The organism is Corynebacterium striatum (assembly GCF_016728105.1).
Taxonomy (GTDB): domain Bacteria; phylum Actinomycetota; class Actinomycetes; order Mycobacteriales; family Mycobacteriaceae; genus Corynebacterium; species Corynebacterium striatum.
Genome location: NZ_CP068158.1, coordinates 218,255 through 234,935 on the forward strand (window position 1 = coordinate 218,255; position 16,681 = coordinate 234,935).

The 16,681-nt window shown below is 58.5% G+C and carries 16 protein-coding genes and 1 pseudogene; 6 read left to right on the forward strand and 11 right to left on the reverse strand.

Going from position 1 to position 16,681, the window contains the following annotated elements; all coding sequences use genetic code 11:
• Nucleotides 1–83: 83 nt before the first annotated feature.
• The 7 genes from I6I72_RS01050 to I6I72_RS01080 all read right to left on the reverse strand — a co-directional run bounded on the left by I6I72_RS01050 (nt 84) and on the right by I6I72_RS01080 (nt 9,026).
• On the reverse strand, nt 84–893 hold the full coding sequence (locus I6I72_RS01050) for a fumarylacetoacetate hydrolase family protein (protein WP_188093140.1): 810 nt from the start codon (nt 891–893) through the stop codon (nt 84–86).
• A 126-nt stretch (nt 894–1,019) separates the two neighbouring features.
• On the reverse strand, nt 1,020–1,664 hold the full coding sequence (locus I6I72_RS01055) for an exonuclease domain-containing protein (protein ID WP_049145914.1): 645 nt from the start codon (nt 1,662–1,664) through the stop codon (nt 1,020–1,022).
• The gene (locus I6I72_RS01060; RefSeq protein WP_049145916.1) at nt 1,665–3,518 is read right to left on the reverse strand and encodes a DUF294 nucleotidyltransferase-like domain-containing protein; all 1,854 of its coding nucleotides are present in this window, start codon (nt 3,516–3,518) and stop codon (nt 1,665–1,667) included.
• Between the two features lie 21 nt (nt 3,519–3,539).
• The gene (locus I6I72_RS01065) at nt 3,540–4,556 is read right to left on the reverse strand and encodes a 3-isopropylmalate dehydrogenase (protein WP_049151719.1); all 1,017 of its coding nucleotides are present in this window, start codon (nt 4,554–4,556) and stop codon (nt 3,540–3,542) included.
• Between the two features lie 120 nt (nt 4,557–4,676).
• Complete coding sequence (gene serA, locus I6I72_RS01070; RefSeq protein WP_049151720.1) at nt 4,677–6,263, reverse strand: phosphoglycerate dehydrogenase; 1,587 nt, start codon at nt 6,261–6,263, stop codon at nt 4,677–4,679.
• Nucleotides 6,264–6,328: 65 nt separating this feature from the next.
• Nucleotides 6,329–7,201, reverse strand: coding sequence for a hypothetical protein (locus I6I72_RS01075; RefSeq protein ID WP_235429948.1), 873 nt, complete (start codon nt 7,199–7,201; stop codon nt 6,329–6,331).
• A 31-nt stretch (nt 7,202–7,232) separates the two neighbouring features.
• Complete coding sequence (locus tag I6I72_RS01080) at nt 7,233–9,026, reverse strand: GmrSD restriction endonuclease domain-containing protein (protein ID WP_049062908.1); 1,794 nt, start codon at nt 9,024–9,026, stop codon at nt 7,233–7,235.
• A gap of 603 nt (nt 9,027–9,629) precedes the next feature.
• Here I6I72_RS01080 and I6I72_RS01085 point away from each other — a divergent pair.
• Entirely contained in the window at nt 9,630–9,779 is a 150-nt protein-coding gene (locus I6I72_RS01085) for a hypothetical protein (RefSeq protein WP_005531724.1), read from the forward strand.
• A gap of 713 nt (nt 9,780–10,492) precedes the next feature.
• Here I6I72_RS01085 and I6I72_RS01090 read toward each other — a convergent pair.
• From I6I72_RS01090 to I6I72_RS01100, 3 genes are all read right to left on the reverse strand, one after another.
• Nucleotides 10,493–10,711 carry a hypothetical protein gene (locus I6I72_RS01090; RefSeq protein WP_034657529.1) on the reverse strand — a complete coding sequence of 73 codons (219 nt, stop codon included), beginning with the start codon at nt 10,709–10,711 and terminating at the stop codon, nt 10,493–10,495.
• A 256-nt stretch (nt 10,712–10,967) separates the two neighbouring features.
• Nucleotides 10,968–12,620 (reverse strand): ABC transporter ATP-binding protein, encoded by a 1,653-nt coding sequence (locus I6I72_RS01095; RefSeq protein WP_080972054.1) that lies wholly within the window; start codon nt 12,618–12,620, stop codon nt 10,968–10,970.
• 140 nt (nt 12,621–12,760) lie between these two features.
• The gene (locus I6I72_RS01100) at nt 12,761–13,000 is read right to left on the reverse strand and encodes an integrase core domain-containing protein (protein ID WP_080969982.1); all 240 of its coding nucleotides are present in this window, start codon (nt 12,998–13,000) and stop codon (nt 12,761–12,763) included.
• Nucleotides 13,001–13,138: 138 nt separating this feature from the next.
• Here I6I72_RS01100 and I6I72_RS01105 point away from each other — a divergent pair.
• Nucleotides 13,139–13,507: pseudogene (locus tag I6I72_RS01105) on the forward strand (transposase); the annotation flags it as partial.
• A 222-nt stretch (nt 13,508–13,729) separates the two neighbouring features.
• Nucleotides 13,730–14,002: a hypothetical protein gene (locus I6I72_RS01110; RefSeq protein ID WP_005532165.1), complete on the forward strand. Its 273-nt coding sequence runs from the start codon at nt 13,730–13,732 to the stop codon at nt 14,000–14,002.
• 62 nt (nt 14,003–14,064) lie between these two features.
• On the opposite strand, the gene I6I72_RS01115 is transcribed toward I6I72_RS01110, so the two are convergent.
• On the reverse strand, nt 14,065–14,448 hold the full coding sequence (locus tag I6I72_RS01115; protein WP_370445677.1) for a heavy metal-responsive transcriptional regulator: 384 nt from the start codon (nt 14,446–14,448) through the stop codon (nt 14,065–14,067).
• A gap of 227 nt (nt 14,449–14,675) precedes the next feature.
• On the opposite strand from I6I72_RS01115, the gene I6I72_RS01120 reads away from it, so the two are divergent.
• From I6I72_RS01120 to I6I72_RS01130, 3 genes are read left to right on the forward strand one after another with little or no spacing between them, the layout of a single operon-like run.
• Nucleotides 14,676–15,068, forward strand: a complete 393-nt coding sequence (locus I6I72_RS01120) for a hypothetical protein (protein ID WP_049361040.1) — start codon at nt 14,676–14,678, stop codon at nt 15,066–15,068.
• Nucleotides 15,065–16,030: a cytochrome c biogenesis CcdA family protein gene (locus tag I6I72_RS01125; RefSeq protein ID WP_005532162.1), complete on the forward strand. Its 966-nt coding sequence runs from the start codon at nt 15,065–15,067 to the stop codon at nt 16,028–16,030. The genes I6I72_RS01120 and I6I72_RS01125 overlap by 4 nt, the downstream gene beginning before the upstream one ends.
• A complete protein-coding gene (locus I6I72_RS01130; RefSeq protein WP_005532161.1) occupies nt 16,027–16,575 on the forward strand; it encodes a TlpA family protein disulfide reductase in 549 nt (182 codons plus the stop codon). The genes I6I72_RS01125 and I6I72_RS01130 overlap by 4 nt, the downstream gene beginning before the upstream one ends.
• Nucleotides 16,576–16,681 lie beyond the last annotated feature (106 nt).

Genomic DNA, 16,681 nt, shown 5'->3' on the forward strand with positions numbered 1-16,681 from the left:
GAGTTGACCCATGCCCCTCATTATCGTACTCATGATGATTGTGCATACTGTCCACGTGGGGCATGGGTCTACCTTTCGCCAAATTAAGCGCGTTCGATCGGGTTGATCAGCGAGCCTAGACCCGGAATCTCAATCTCGATGGTGTCGCCCGGAACCATCGGCGCTGTACCAGCCGGAGAACCGGTAGTTACTACGTCGCCAGGCAGCAGCGTATAAGCCGCGGAGATCTCCTCCAGGATGCCGCCCATCTTAACGATCATCTGGTCAGTGTTGGAGTCCTGCTTCTGCTCACGCTTGCCATCGTGGGTCAGGTAGGCGTTGATCTTCTGATCATCCAGGTTCAGTGAATCCAGGTCGGTCTCAATCCATGGACCCAGTGGGCAGAAGGTATCAATGCCCTTTGCACGCGCCCACTGGCCGTCCTTGAACTGCAGGTCGCGAGAGGAAACATCATTGCAGATGACGTAACCCAAAACGTGGTCTTTCCAGTTCTCAGCCTTGATATTCTTAGAAACCTTAGAGATAACAACGGCCAGTTCGCCCTCGAACTCTACGTTGGTGGCAAAGTCTGGAATCTTGATCGGCACGTTCGGCCCGACGACCGCGGTCGATGGCTTGATAAAGATTGTCGGCGGAAGGTGCTCAGCGGACTCCTTGAAGACCTCAGCCACGTGGTCCGCGTAGTTGCGGCCCAGGGCAACAACCTTGGTGGGCAAAGTCGGGGCGAGCAACCGCACGTCGCTCACCTTCCATTCGCGTCCGGTAGGTTCTGGGGTGGTAAATGGAGTGCCGGAGATTTCCTTAGCCACAAGCTCCTCGAGCGGGGCGCCCTCCGGCCCGTCGATGATGGCAAAGCAGATTCCTTCTGGGTGAGCAATTCGTCCTAAACGCATAACGGCCATGCTACCAATATGGGATCTTCACACGTTAGCTAAGGTCATATTTGAATTCTGCGAATTCCTCCAAGAACTCTCCTGCACCCAGCGTGGACCCGTGACCTGAAGCTGAAATCGCATAACCTATCGCCGCTCCGACGCCGCCACCACTTGTTTCAACGTCATCCCCGCAAGGTCGTGGCGCAGGGCAAGGAAGAGCTCGGCGCATGCCTGGGCGTCGCTAAGCGCATTGTGATTGCCGTAATTGGGCAGGCCGTAACGCTGCCGAACGCGCGCAAGGCGGAGATCCTCCCCACGCGGGTACGTGGCCATGCGTTCCATGTGGCGCCGTTCCAACGCAAAGGTATCCACCACATCAAGGCGCAGCGCAGCTCCGTAAATTCGCTTGCAGGCGGCCTTAAGAAAACCCACTTCAAGCGCTGCGAAGTGCGCCAGCAACGCCCGCCCCTGCAAGGCTTCGCGCAGTCTCGATATACCTTCTTTTTCTGCAACGCCCGCATCCACCACGTCCTGGGTCAACATGTGGATGTGCACGGACTGTTCAATCTGGCCAGCAGTAGCTCCCTTAATCAGCACGTAATCGGCGCCGCCGAGATCGATAACACCGCCGTTAATGGGTACCCAGCCAATCGAAACAATCGCGCCTTCTCTTGGATCCAGCGACGTGGTTTCCATGTCGACAGCCAACAGCGGAAGGTCCTCTAAGCGCGTGCGCGGATCAGGGCGCTGCCAATCGAGGCGCTGCACGAAGCGATCAAAGAGTCCCATCTAGATGTTCCTCACGGGATACTTCGTGGCCAGGGCATTCTGCATGCTCTTGATCGCGCGAAATGCGTCACGCAGGCGCTCGCGCTCGAGGCGGCCCAGCTGTTTCGGATCGATGTGATAGTCCGGCGCAACGCCATCGCGCAGCTGCCGTGCCTGATGCGCGAGAGTAAGTGAACGCAGGTAGTCGAAGGCGTCGAGAAGCTCCTGGGCTCCCATCTTGCTTAGTGAGTCCCCCGCAGCCTCCCGCAGACGCTTGCGGGTATCGACCTCCTCACTGCCGATGGCCAAAGCAAAAAGGCGCGCCATCTGCACGATTCCTGCGGTACCGCCCTTCTTGATGTCTAGGGTATTGGCGTATTCGCCGTCCCTTTCCACCACCAGTCCGCGGAAGAAGGTCAGCGGTGGTTCACGGCGGGCAGCCAAACTCGCCAGGTGCGCATGCATGCGGCGAGCCCCCTTGCCCATGGTCACGGCCGCAGAATGGACGCGCTCGCCCAGTTCCCGGCTGCCGTAGAGGACGCGGAAGTCGAAGAAGATCTGCGCATTGAGCAGCGCGTCCGGCTGCGGTGCGGTAATCCATTCGTGGAAGGTCTTCTCCCACTGCGTCACCGTCATGCGCCACTGTGGCGTCATCGCCATCATCTCTCCCGGGCACAGCACCTGGCCGGCCTTGTCCAATCCGGTGCACACGAACAAAGATAGTCGCGCAAAGTACTCCCCATGGAGAGCTTCGTCATAGTCGTCCGCCAACACCAGCGCATTGTCCTGGTCGGAGGCAAGCGCCATCTCGCGCCGGCCCTGGGAACCCACCGCCACGAAGGCGTAGTCGACTGGTGGGGCGCCCAGCTCGCGCTCGGCAAGCACACACAAACGCCGCGCGATTGCGTCTGCCGCGATGGTGATGAGGCTCGCTGCTTCCGAAGGCGTGGAGCCGCGCTCGACGTAGCGTGCTGCGAGTGCGGTGGCCTCGTTGAAGGAACCAGCAAGCTCCTCGGCAGAGTTCTTGCGGGAAAGATCCGCAGTCAGATAGAGCGGGTCGTTCTGCAACAAACGCGTGATGTCGGATTGGGTAACGATGCCGCGCAACTGCCCTTTGGCCACGACGGGCAAGTGATGGATTCCTCGTTCTGCCATGTGCAGCAGCGCTTCCATGGCCGGCACGCTAGCGTTCACGGTGACCGGAGTACACGTCATAATCTCCGCGATCGCCTCCTGCGGGTCACGGCCTAATGCAAGAACCCGCGAGCGCAGGTCCCTATCGGTCACAATTCCGGTCAGTTCCCCACCGTCAACCACGAGCAGGGAGGACGCGCCATGCTCAGACATGAGTTGGGCAGCTGCGCTTATCGACGTCGTGGAATCGGCCTGCAACGGGTCCGTGCGGGTGATCTCTTCAATAGGTGTGCGCAGGGCGTCGCCCGTGGTGGCGTCCGACAGCTCGCGCGCAGCGGCACGGATCTGCCGGGACTGCGCCGAGAAGAAGCGCGCGATGTCCGGGTTGCGCTCGGCGAGTTGAGTAAAAGCTTCTTGTGGCAGGCGAAAGACCAAGCAGTCTTCCACGGCGATCATCTCGTAACGAGATTCCGGCTGCCCCATTAACGTGGAATAGCCAAAGGTCAGCCCGGAATCGCGACGATCCAAAAGCACGCCATCTTCACCGAGGACATCGATTGCCCCGGTACGGATGACATGTAGGAAGAAGTTTTCTTCGCCAAGACGGACGATGACATCGCCGCGGCGAAAATACGCAATGCTTAGGTGCGCGGGCAGCGCGTCGAGCTCCTCCTCCGGAAGGCGGGAGAAGGGCTCGTGCTGGGCGAGGAAACTGCGGACCTCGTCTAATTCAACGCTCATGCACCCACAGCGTAGCGGTTTTTAGGTCAGTGCGGCGGCGATTCGGTCACCAATTTCGGTGGTGCCGAGCTGCTCGCTACCACGAGCGGAGACGTCGGCGGCAACGGCTTCCTCGATGCGCACCGCATTGGTTTCGTCGCCAATGTGACGCAGCAGCATCGCTGCAGACAAAATGGCAGCGGTTGGATCAGCAATGCCCTTTCCCGCAATGTCCGGCGCCGAGCCGTGGACCGGCTCAAACATCGAAGGGTTGGTGCCGGAAGCATCGATGTTGCCAGACGCGGCCAGGCCGATACCGCCGGTCACAGCGCCAGCCAGGTCGGTGAGGATGTCGCCGAAAAGGTTGTCGGTGACGATGACGTCGTAGCGGCCAGGATCAGTAACCATGTGAATCGTGGCGGCGTCGATGTGGTTGTAGTCCACGGTGACCTCAGGGTATTCCTTAGCCACCTCTTCTACGGTGCGCTGCCACAAGCCACCGGCATTGACCAGGACGTTGGTCTTGTGAACCAAGGTCACATGCTTGCGGCGGCCCATTGCGCGTTCGAAGGCATCGCGAACAACGCGCTCAACGCCGAAGCGGGTGTTCTGGGAGACCTCGGAGGCTACCTCGTGCGGAGTGCCCTCGCGCAGGGTGCCACCGTTGCCGCAGTACAGGCCCTCTGTGCCCTCGCGGACGACGACGAAGTCGATCTCTCCTGGGTTCGCCAGCGGCGAGGTAGCCGTCGGGTACAGCTTGGAGGGGCGCAGGTTCACGTGGTGGTCCAGGGCGAAACGCATCTTCAGCAACAGCCCACGCTCCAGGATTCCCGGGGGAACCTGACCTGGCGCGCCGATAGCACCCAGCAGAATTGCGTCGTGCTCGCGAATAGAGGCGAGGTCGGCATCGGTGAGGAGCTCGCCATTGCGCAGGTAGCGTCGCGCACCCAAGTCATACTCGGTGGTCTCGATGTCGCCCCGTACCGCGTTGAGCACCTTGAGGGCCTCTGCAGTAACTTCTGGGCCGATTCCGTCTCCGCCAATAACCGCCAGTTTCATTTTGCGGGATTCCTTTCTCACAATATGGATACATCGGCCACATTAGCAGACCCCCATGCATTCCGCATGCAGCGGGAACACATGGGGGTCAGATTGACGGATTAAGCAGAAAGCGTCAGGCTAGGCGTCCAGATCCAGCTGGACACACTCTGCGCCGAGGGCAACCTTGATGTCCTCAACCAGCTCTTCTGCAACCTCGCACTCGACGCGCAGAATAAGCACGGCGTCAGCTGGCGTCTTGCCCTGCGTAAGAGCTGCGGCGACGATGTTGATGCCGGCAGCACCGAGCTTCGTACCCACGGTACCCAAGGCGCCTGGGACGTCATCGTAGCTAAAGAACAGGTTGCGGCCGGTGGCGCGCATGTCGACGCCGCGTTCATTGATGCGAATGAACTTCTCAACACCGTCGATACCCGTGATGGCACCAGTGAGCTGCGACGTCGCGCCGTCCGCACCAATGACGGTGACAACAAGGGAGGAACGCTGACCCTTGGACTCGGTGTGAGTGCGAACCTCAACATTGACGCCACGGGATTCTGCGATCTGCATAGCGTTGACGAAGGTGACTGCTTCGGAGACCACGCCGCTGAACAAACCGCGGACAGCGGAGAGTCCCAGCGCAGAAACATCCTCGTTGGAAAGCTCACCACGGGCCTCGACCTCGATAGCCACGGGCGCCTGACCCAGCAGCTTGCCAGCGGTAAGGCCCAACTTACGAGCCAGGTCGAGCCAGCCCGCAACTTCTTCGCCCACACGGCCACCCGAGACATTCACGGCATCTGCCACGAACTCTCCAGCCAGCGCCTTGAGAACCGAGTCTGCGACGTCGGTACCAGCACGGTCCTGTGCCTCGACGGTCGAAGCTCCCAAGTGCGGGGAAACCGTCACCTGCGGCAGCTCGAACAAAGGGGAATCCGTGCACGGCTCGTTGGCATAAACATCGAATCCGGCACCGCGGTGGTGACCCGCCTTAATGGAATCTGCCAACGCCTGCTCGTCGACGAGTCCGCCACGCGCAGCATTAATGATGATCTGGCCTTTCTTGGCCTTGGCAAGCAGCTCGGCGTCGAACATGCCGGCGGTTTCCTCAGTCTTCGGCAGGTGAATCGTCACAAAGTCAGCACGGGCCATCAGTTCTTCAAGCTCGACAAGCTCCACGCCCAGTGCTGCCGCACGAGCCGGGTTTGCATAAGGGTCGTGCGCGATGATGGTGGTCTCAAATGCTTTCAAACGCTGAGCGAATAGCTGACCGATGTGGCCAAAGCCAACGATACCGATGGTCTTGCCGTATACCTCGACACCCTTGAAGGAAGAACGCTTCCATTCCCCCTGACGCAGCGACTGGTCAGCCGCTGGAATTTGGCGTGCTGCGGCAAGCAACAGAGCAATTGCCTGTTCACAGGCGCTGTGAATGTTACTGGTTGGGGCGTTAACGACCATAACGCCGCGCGCGGTAGCTGCGGGGATATCGACGTTGTCAAGGCCCACACCTGCACGACCAACAATCTTGAGGTTGGTGGCCGCGGCGAGCACCTCGGCGTCGACTGTAGTGGCGGAGCGCACCAGCAATGCATCAGCTTCTGGCACCGCCGCAAGCAACTCAGCACGGTTGGGACCGTCGACCCACCGAACTTCTACTGAGTCGCCCAAAGCGGCGACGGTGGACTGAGCAAGCTTATCGGCGATAAGAACAACCGGCTTCGACATGACTTCCTTAACTTGGTTGGGAGGGCGAACGTATACATAACGCATACGTTGCATGGAAGTGTAGTTTATTCCGTCCATCCGCGGGAAATTTTTGCGCTAAATTCTTTCGCTGAACCGAATTCGGGGCCAAGGGCAACTACCGGCCCTTCTTCTAACCCAGCTACCATCGCAGCCCCTACCTTGGTGGCACTGGGGTCAGGGTCGGGCATGATTAAAACGGTTCCGCCGTATGCATTGGCATTCACAACATTTGCAATGGGACTCTGGGAGGTCGCAACGATATTCGGTGACATCTGGCCATCCCTACGGGCCGAACCAGGGATTGCAGGCATCTTCTTATGCGAGATTTGCTGTGGCAGCGGCTCCCAAGCCGCCTTCAATTCAATCTTTTCATTCGAGTCTAAGGCGGCAACTTCCTCCACCATACGGTTGGGATCGACAATCACTTTGGAGGTAAACCCAAACGCAGTGTACTCGCCGAGCGCCTTGGTATTGCCGGGGTCACGGACCACTTGGTGTTGCCTCTCCTCGCCAGGGTAAAAGGCATCCGCAAACGGCACCTTGCCCACGGTCACGATAAGGTTGGCGCCGACGTCTTCGGCCAAGCGGTATATATCATTGCGCACCGAATCGTCATAAACCACCATCGGCGCTCGTTGGGAGACTGCAATTGAGGCAGCACGCAACTTAGCTGCGTCCGAGTTCTCAGCCACAAAGAGCGTATGGGACTGTTTGAAGAACAGACGTGCCGACTCAAATCCCCACGGGTCTTGGACAACGGTGGTCTTCCCCACAAAGGCAGGATCGATCAGTCGGTTGGTGTTTTCAGCCGCCGCCCGCGCCAGATCGATGTCTTCATTTGCAAGCTCCGCCAGCTCAGGGGTGACGAGTTTTTGACCGCGACCAATGTCAGAGCAGCCGCCGATGGTGGGAACCATTACGGCGGCTAACGACAGCGCGAGGAACTGCCTAACGCGCAAAGGCCTGCGGGCCCTCCTCGCCGCCAGAGAGGTTTGCTTCGTCGACATCGCGGATAACCTGCTTGTCCAATGCATACTCGACAATTCCTACGAACCGCTCACGGCGGTCAATAAAGAATTCCTGGGCACGGGTAGAACGGAAAAGATCGATGTCGAGCTCATGGGAGGACAATACCTCATCGAACTCAGCATCCTCCATGATGGACTTAGACTGCACACGCGGCAGGTACCGTTCAGGCGCGTAGCCATCGAGCACGACTTCCGTGCGCTTACCCATTGGGGTGCGATTGAGCACCGAGTTTGCCAGCACCTCGCTCACACCGTGACGCTTGCACCAGTTGAGTGGGAAGACCGGGAAGAACCCCGGCTTCAGCTCCTCGAAGGTATTGCGATTGAACTCGGTTCCCGTACGCCAATCGCGAGCACCGCGAGCCATCAACAGCGCGTAGAGGCCATGCCAGACGCCATCGGATTCGTCGATGGAAAGCAGACGAGACTCGCGGAACGTTGCATCTTGGACGGTCTTCGGCACTACCTCGGACTCCCCTGCCACCCATGCGGTGACCTCATCGACGTCGCGGGCTGCACGCAGCTTGACTGCGGAAGAGCCGTAAAGCTCACCAAACACGCCACTCCAGAACCACTGATTGAGGCGATCCCACGCCTCCTTCTTAGAGAGCACACCGTGGCGCTCGGCCAGACGAGCAAGGATGACGGCGAGCGGAATGATCTGCTCGTTGTAAGGAACCTGTTCCAGGCTCAAGATGCAGCGCTCCGCAAGGTACTCCGCAACCTCTCGGAACGTGATGCGCAGCGTTGCCGACGCCGCCTTGTACTCCGCGAGCGAAAGCTGCAGGATGTCCTCGCGCTGCCCACCCGCCTTGCCTTTCTCACCGGAAACATAAAGGGATACCGCAGAAAGAAACTCGTTGCGTCCAATACCGTCGAGTGCTGGAGAGCGGCGCAGATCAGCCTCTACTTCTGCCCAGTCCTGCGCCAAGTGGAAATCAGGATCCTCTGATGCAAAGACAGCGGTCAGGAGGTCGAATACGTCCATCTGCAAGCCAGCGGAATTGGCCTGCGCGAAGATGGAGCCCACGCCAGCGCGAGCGGTCTCACGAGACAGACGGATCATCGGTACGTCGTAACCAGACAGGGGGCGCAAAATGCGGTTGTTGAACGCCGATACGACGTCGCGGTTCACGCCATCGTGTGCCGCAGCCAGCTCAAAGAGCATGCTAGTGCCCTCTTCGCTGAGAAGCGCCGAAACCGGGATGCAGCAAGCATCAAGCGCGGTTTCGCGGTCCACAATTGCGCCCTCAATATTTGGGGCAAAGTGCGAACGCAGCTCGCCATGCTGGTTCACAGCAAACACCGCCTCATCGGGCATGATCTCCTCCGAGATTGCCTTGTGCAGATCAACGTAGAAAGTACGGGTGATCTTCTTCGAACGGAAGTCAGTGGTGTCGACCGAGCCATTGCCGCGGAAGCAATGGTACAGCGTGGTCAAGCGCTGCTGGCCGTCCAGCAGTAGCAAGCCAGGATTAACGCCAGTATCCGGCGCGCCGGCGAGAGGACGCGGCCTAAAACGCATCGTTTCATTTCGTGTATCCAGCGCCATCAGAGCACCCACTGGGTAGCCGCGCAGCACGGTAACAATGAGGGAACGAATGCGGTCCTCATCCCAGGAGTAGGCACGTTGGAAATCCGGAAGTTGAATATCGCCGCGGTCGATGCGTGCGAAGAGGTCATTAAGATCGTAGCTTGGCGTGGTAAAACCCATGGTTCCGACTGTACCCCTGCTCCCAGCATCTTGCCCGTCCAGAAATATATCTCACATATTCCGACAAAATCGGACTCTAAAACCACAAATGCGCCGCCTAATTAAGCAGTAACATCGAGCGGGTTCTTAACCCAGCTCATCAATAATCGCCAGATTCGCGACCAGCGGCATCGGGATAGTCACAGGTGAGAAACATGCCACCTCGCCACCCTCGCCACCCTTGCCACCTCTAGCACGGTTGCCAGCCCGTTTGTGGGATCTTTGCGTGATCGAGCCTGCAATCCGACGCACAACAGGACAGATTAAATATCAGGGTCGAAAAGTTTCCGATTTTCGACTTACCCATAGCGTCCTAGCGCGCTATAATAAAGGTACTCCTTAAGAGAGGAGGTGAAGCGATGAGCGAAATTGCACAGGCAATAGCCGCCACAACAGCGGCCATAATCGCAATCAGCACTGAAGCCCGAAAATGGTACGAAACCATGAAAGGCTCCAAAAACGCAAAAAGTAAGACCCCGATTCAGGATGCAACAACCATTCTGAACCGGGGCTTGCCCCCCCCCCCCCCCCCCCCATACTTCCACACCACAGAAAGGAAAGACAATGAAACCACTCGAGCTAGCCGCCACCTACACAATCGGCGCATTCCTGCTCTACGCCTTCACCGGCTACAAATGGACCCTCGCACTCGGCGGCGCCCTCGCACTATCCGCAATCGCACGCCACATCTACCAACCCGAAAACGCAGCATGAAACCAATCATCACCGACCGCGACACCGGGCGAGAGCTCTGGCGAGTAAAAGAATGCGCCGCACACTGCGGAATAAAACCATCGACCTGGACCACCTACGTCGCCCAAGGGCGCACCCCGCAACCCAGCGGCCACTTCGATGGCCGCACACCACTATGGGACGCCAATGAGGTAGCCCAATGGCACAACTCCAGGCCCGGCTCCCCCGTCCCCAATCACCCATAAAACGACAAAGCAGCCCCTTCAACGATCTCCTCGACCGCTGAAGGGACTGCTTCACGCCAAAAACCTGCTCCAACTCGTCCGCAATCGGCAACTCATCGACCGACTCCTGGTACCGTAAACGCCACTGACGAATGTAGTGCACAACAATAAAATACCGCGACCGCCAAACCTCGAGCTTGTCCCGCAATAAACTAACCTCAACGCGCAGTTGAGCAATATCCTCGTCGCGTTCCGCGAGCTGCTTATTCGTCCATTCCTGAATCTGCTGGGTAAAAGCCTCCCATTCAAGACCACGGGCTTCAATATTTGAACTGCTCCCCATAATCCGGACTGTGTTGCCACCTCCGTGGCGGTGTCCTCGGTGGTGGCGGTTGCTTCTTCTGCCATGGTTAACCTCTTGGGTTAGTTTTTGGGCATAAAAAATCCCCCGCCACCTACCAGTGGTGTAGGGGTAGTAGCAAGGCGGGGACTCGCTCCCCGCAGGTGTGACTACTTCATGCTTTCGTCGGCGCCAAGCGCCGAACGTACTTCTGGGGAAACATCGTTCACATCGGCGACATCCACGATGAGGTCCGGTTCGCCAGAGTGCTCGAGGAAGCGCCGCTTGGCTTCTTCCATAGGAACCTCCGATTCGGCGCAATCGAACAGGAAATCCTGCATCGAGTCACCGCGTGCAGCGTCATCGATGCCCATGAGGTTCTTCGACATTACGGTAGCGCAGTGGATAATGCCATGAAGGGGTGCCCTCTGCGACAGTAAGTCCGCCAACTGTTGCGTTTGATCAGTGTCCGTCAAGGCACATTGGCATGCGTGTGCAACCCCATCGAATTGAGAAGCATCCGTTTGAATGCTGGAAGCCGCTTCATGCGAGGCGAGCCATGTATAGGACACGTCGTATCTCTCTCAATAGCCGGGACACAACTGCCCGACGATACCCCTGGTTGCACCGGTGACGAGAACGTGTTTACGCATCTGAAGACTTCCTACTATTCGGTGTACTTTCAACGATTCTGCCATCGGCGACTGTTAGAATCCGTTCTGCCAGATTCACGATGTTTGCATCGTGGGAGGTGAAGATGACCGTAGCATCGGTTTCCAAGAGCCTGCTCATCGACAGCTTTGCTGACATTGAATCGAGAGCGGATGTCGGCTCATCCACAAGAATGACCGGTGATTTTTGCAGGACAGCACGGATGATGGCAACTCGTTGCCGCTCCCCGCCCGACAACCCGCTATTACCGGAACCTACTAACCTGCCTAGTCCATCGGTGCTGGCGAAGTTTTCCAGCCCGAACTGACCTAGCATTGCGATAAGTATTTCGTCGTCGACACTCTTCCCTGTCCCGAGGATTAGGTTCTCTCTGAGCGTGCCCGGAAGCAAATCGGGCTCCTGTTCAACATACGTAACCATAGTTCGAAGAGCCCTCCTGTTCCAGTCCTCAAGATCTTTCTCTCCGACACGGATATGGCCGGCCGAGACGTCATAAAACTTCAACAGAAGACTAAATATGGTGGTTTTCCCGGCGCCAGAAGCTCCTGTAAGTGCTACTTTCTCGCCAGCTTGAATAATTACGGTTGCATTATCTAAAATGGTCCTTCCGTCTCGGCCATACGATACCGACTCGAACTCGATGGATCCTGGGGGAACGGTCCTAGGTGCTAGAAGCGAATCCTCCCCAATTGAATCTTCAACTTCGAGGCTGAAAAGCTGGTTAATTCTGTCCAGCGCTCCCCTAGCCTCAAAGAAGGTGCCAAGAGACTGAGACACCTGCACAATGGGGGCAAGCATCAGAAATAACGCGGTAACGAAGACGGTAAGTGCCTCTCCCGACAAATCACCGTTGCTCAACCTAATGGACCCGAAAAGAACGACCGCGAGAAGTGCCATGTAGGAAGCTACAGTGCTCAAGGGCTCAAGAACGGCTTCTACAAAACTCATCCTTCTCCGATTTCGGTAGGCGTGGTCTATCTCGGCTGACAAGTTGCCAATGACCTTCGTCTCTACGCGAAAAGCTTTAATAGTTCGAATTGCCGATAACGCCGACTGTAGGATTTCTCCGAGCGCTGCAAGATGGTCCTGAACGTTTGACGAGAGATTTTGCAAAGAACTTGAGATAACCACAATGATGACTAAGGCCACCAGCAACACTGCAACAACAACCAAAAGCAATTTCCAGTCCACCACCGCCATATAAATGAGTGCACCAATGATGACAGTGAATCCACCTACGAAATCAGTGAGGGTGGAAGAAAAAGCAGTACTGACGATGGAGGTGTCTGAAGTGACCCGTGTGGTAAAGCTACCTGCCCCTCCTTTCTCAAACTCTCTCATCCGCAGGTAGAGAAGATGATTTGTAATCTTTTTGCGCATGTCGCGGACTGTTCTATCCGCTGCGATGGAGACCACGTACATTGTGGCTGCTGTCAAAACAGATGTACCCAGAATAGTTAACAGAAGCAGCATGAGAGGTTGCTGAAGCTTTCCGCTACTCACACCTGATATCAACTGTCCGACAAGTGCGGGTTGAAAAAGAGTAACAGTGGTAGATAGCAATGACAGGAGGATCCCTAGGGTGATCAGTCCAGCATTGTTTCGTAGAAGGTTAAAGGCTGTCATTGAGTCGAATTTCTCAGTTCAGGGTCTCGCCCGGGTCTGGGGTTAATGTGGTGCGTCAGCGATTCTATTTCGGACCGTGCAGCGGTAGTAAAAGACGGGATCGGACCCGGCCCCCGGAAAGTGGACACGTCGGGGGTTAGCTATGCTGCTTTGGTCAGTGTAGCTGAAGTCTCGGCTTCTAAGACATCAGGGGCTACAAGATTGCACCACGAGTGTCGCCGGCGTGTGTTGCAGCGCATGCACCATCGAAAGACTTCCTGCCGGCAGGCGATCGGATTGTCAAAGACTCTCCTATCACGCAAGACTTCCCGCGTGAGCGTCGCGTTAAATGATTCTGCTAGGGCGTTAACCGCACTCGTTCCTACCGAGGGTGTCGGAATCTTTGTGTATGAGGTTTAATCTTCAATCACGAAGGAGAGTGCGCAACAATGACTGCCTAAGCCCCCGAAGAAACATAGTGACGCTGAGCGCGTCGCCGATATCAGCCGCCGGCTGATGGAGAACCCGAAAACCGCCAAGTCATCGAGGCTTTGTCCCATGCCAGCACAGTCCGCGGAAGCCTTGACGGGGCTATTTTCCATTCCGATCACGGCAGTGTGTACACCTCACAGGCGTTTAGGGACCACTGCGCCTGGCTTGGTGTACGCCAATCCGTGGGAGCGGTGGGTACAAGTGCTGATAATGCCCTGGCAGAGTCCTTTAATGCCGCCTTAAAGTGTGAAGTTCTGCGTGATCGGAAAGTCTTTGACAATCCCATCGTCTGCCGCCAAGAAGTCTTCCGATGGTGCATGCGCTACAACACGCGCAGACGACACTCCTGGTGCAACCTTCTAGCCCCCAATGACTTCGAAGCACTCACATCAGCTACACTGACCCAAGCAGCATAGCTAACCCCCGACGTGTCCACTTTCCGGGGGTCAGGCCCCAACCCCGAACCGGCGTAACAATAGGGTGTAATCAACTTTTACAAGTGTTATCTGTCTCGGAGAGGATAAGAATCAGAGAATGATCCTCTACGTCCGGTTCCTACCCCAGATCATTCCCACCGAAAGCCGCCGCCAACCGGCCTGACCTCGCTTACTCGCCGGGCCACGGCATCACCATGGGGCTTGACCTTCGAGCCGGGAGCCCGGGCGCTTGCCAAGGTCCAGCGAAGCTCTCCTGCTGCCGTGAACTATGTCGCGGTGGACATCGCGTCCTACGAGACGGCCGATGAAATCAGGGAATTCCTGGCCGGAAATGGGGCGTCATCCCTGGCCTTTGCCTCTGATACCGATACGCGGCTCATCACCGCCTACCGGATAAACCAGGTAAGCACCGCTGTAATCCTAGACGCCGCGGGCACGGAGGTCTTCCGTGCCGTGGAGCCGGGTGCTGCGTAACTGCGGACGGCACTGGCCGCGGCGGGAGCCGGCTCAGTGAAGCCCCTTAGCCTGCGGCGGGCTCAGATGTAACTGCAGATTTGTTCAGCATCGCAGCGCTGAGGGTCGGCCACCTCGGCGGTTGCATATTGTTCGGCCACGGTCACCCGGAGCGCGGTGAGCTCCGCGATTTTCCGGTCCAGGTCCTGCAACTGTTTCCCCAGGACATCCCGTACGTGGGTGCAAGGCGTCAAACCGCTATCGCGGATCCGCAGAATGCCCTGGATCTGCGCCAGTGTCAGCCCGGCGACTTGGCTGCGGCGAATGAATTCGAGGCGGCTGAGGGTGTCGTGGGTGTAGTCACGATAGCCGTTGGCCGAGCGCTCAGCCGGTGGGAGCAGGCCCCGGTCCTCATAGAACCTGATCGTCTTGGTTGTTATACCGGCAGCATCAGCAACTTCACCGATTCGCATTTCGGGTCCTCATCTCGTTCCAAAAAATCGCATATGACCCTTCCATCGTACTGGAACGTTCCGCATCGGCACCCGCAAACCAACAGGTCCCGTCGCCAGCTTGACCTTCCCCCTTAGTGGAAGGTTGATAATGGGGTGTGACGTACTACTGGCCGTCCGGTTTCGTGTTGGGGTCCCCTGTCGGGGTCCCGGACACGAGCCGGACATATGAAGGGATGATCATGTCAATAAAAGTGAAGGGCCGGAAGCGCTCTGGCCTGGTGCTTGCGGCAGGCACTCTGCTGTCCTTCCTTGGTGTTGTGATGGTGGCGCTGGTGTGCTGCGGGGTACCCGTTCTGACGGCTGCAGCCGGTGTTTTCGCCGCGGCCGGCGCAATGGCCGGCAACCTCTGGTTCATTGCCGCCGCAGCCCTTGCCGCCGCAGCCCTTGCCGCGGGGGCCCTGCTCCTGCGGGCGCAGCGTCGGGGCAGCCCGGGGACGGATTGTTGCGCCCGTTCCCGCCCGGGGGCCAGCCTGTCCGCGGGTTCTACTCCAACACCTCATTCATCGTCGGAGCAGGAGCGGTCCGGGCAGTCCCGGGCCGGTGCTTCTGAGGATGCGGGGTCACAGGGATGACGGGTGTTTTGGGTCTGGCCTTTCTGACCGGAATGCTTGCCACGGTGAATCCATGCGGGTTTGCGATGCTGCCAACCTATCTGGCGTATTTCATTGGTTCAGGCCCCGGTGCGGGACGGAAGCGGCCGTTGCTTGCAGGTCTTCAGGCCGGGGTTGCCCTCAGCGCCGGTTTCGCCACTGTCTTTGTTACGGCCGGCCTGCTCGCCGCTGTAGGCCTGCGGTCGGTGGCGTCGGCGCTTCCCTGGGCGGCGGCGCTGATCGGAGCGGTTATTGTGGTTGCCGGCCTTGGCATGGTGTTCGGATGGCAGCTGCCCGGGGCGAGGTTGAACCTGCCCCGGATTCTGAAGACGGACGGGACCAGTTCGGGCCTCAGGGCGGTCTTTGGCTACGGGGTGGCCTATGCGGTGGCTGCGCTCTCTTGCAGCCTGGCCCTGCTGCTGGCTGTTGTCGCCCAGGCTGTGTCCACCGGGAGCCTGGCCGGGCTGCTGGCGGTCTTCGCCGCCTACGCCTTGGGCTCCTCGGTGGTGCTGGTCCTTCTGTCCCTCGGTGCAGCGGTAGCGCGGGACGTCCTGGCACGCCACGTCCGAAGGATCCTGCCGTTTGTTAATCGTCTCGGCGGAGCCGCGCTTATCCTCGCAGGGATCTACCTGTTGCTCTACTGGGTTCCGGCCCTGTCCGGCGGGCAGGCCGGGGAGATCATGGGCGGGACGGTCACCGAAGCCAGCGTGGCGCTGTCCGGTTTCATCTCGGGCAACTGGCCCATCATCACCCTCACCGCGGTGGCCGCCGTCCTCGCCGCCGCGGCCCTGGCCCTGCGGCGCCGCAGTAAAAGCAAGGCACAGGACAACAGCGCAATCACGGATGGGGCTGAGAGCAGCGACAGCACCGAAGCGTGCTGCGGCCCGGAACATCTTCTTCCCGACACGGCGCCAGGGCGCACCAACCAGAAAGGAAACCCATGACAACGACCAGAAACCACCGGCGGATCTTCACCATTACTGCCGTCGTAGCGGCCGCGGCCCTCATCCTGGTCCTGGCCCTCACTGCGTTGAACCGCGGGAGCGAAACCGCTCCCGCCGCCGGGCCAGCGGGCGCAAACAACGTGGACAGGATCGAGATCACATCTGTGGACGGCAAGGCCCTCACCGTCCCTTCCACCCGCCCGACAGTGCTGTATTTCATGGCGAGCTGGTGCTATACCTGCGTTCCGCAGGCAGAAGCGATGAAGGAACTGGAACAGGAATATGCCGATAAGGCAGACTTCGTCGCCGTGGACGTGACGCCGGAGAACACAAAAACCCAAGTGGACCAGTTCCGCGAAATGGCCGGCACACCCGGATACCCCTTCGTTGTCGACCGGACCGGGGAACTCACCCAAAAGTACGCGGTCACATCCCTGGACAGTACCGTCGTCATCGCACCTGACGGTGACATCCTGGGCCGGGCCGATTCCCGGCCCATGAAAGCCGATGCCCTGAAGGAATTTCTTGACACAACACTTCCGTAGCAACACCGATCTCTTCGCTCCCGTTCTTGACCTTCCCGTGCAGGGGAAGGTGCAGACTGGGGACAGCATGCAAAAAGGAACGCCCCCGGGGTGTTCATTCGAGACT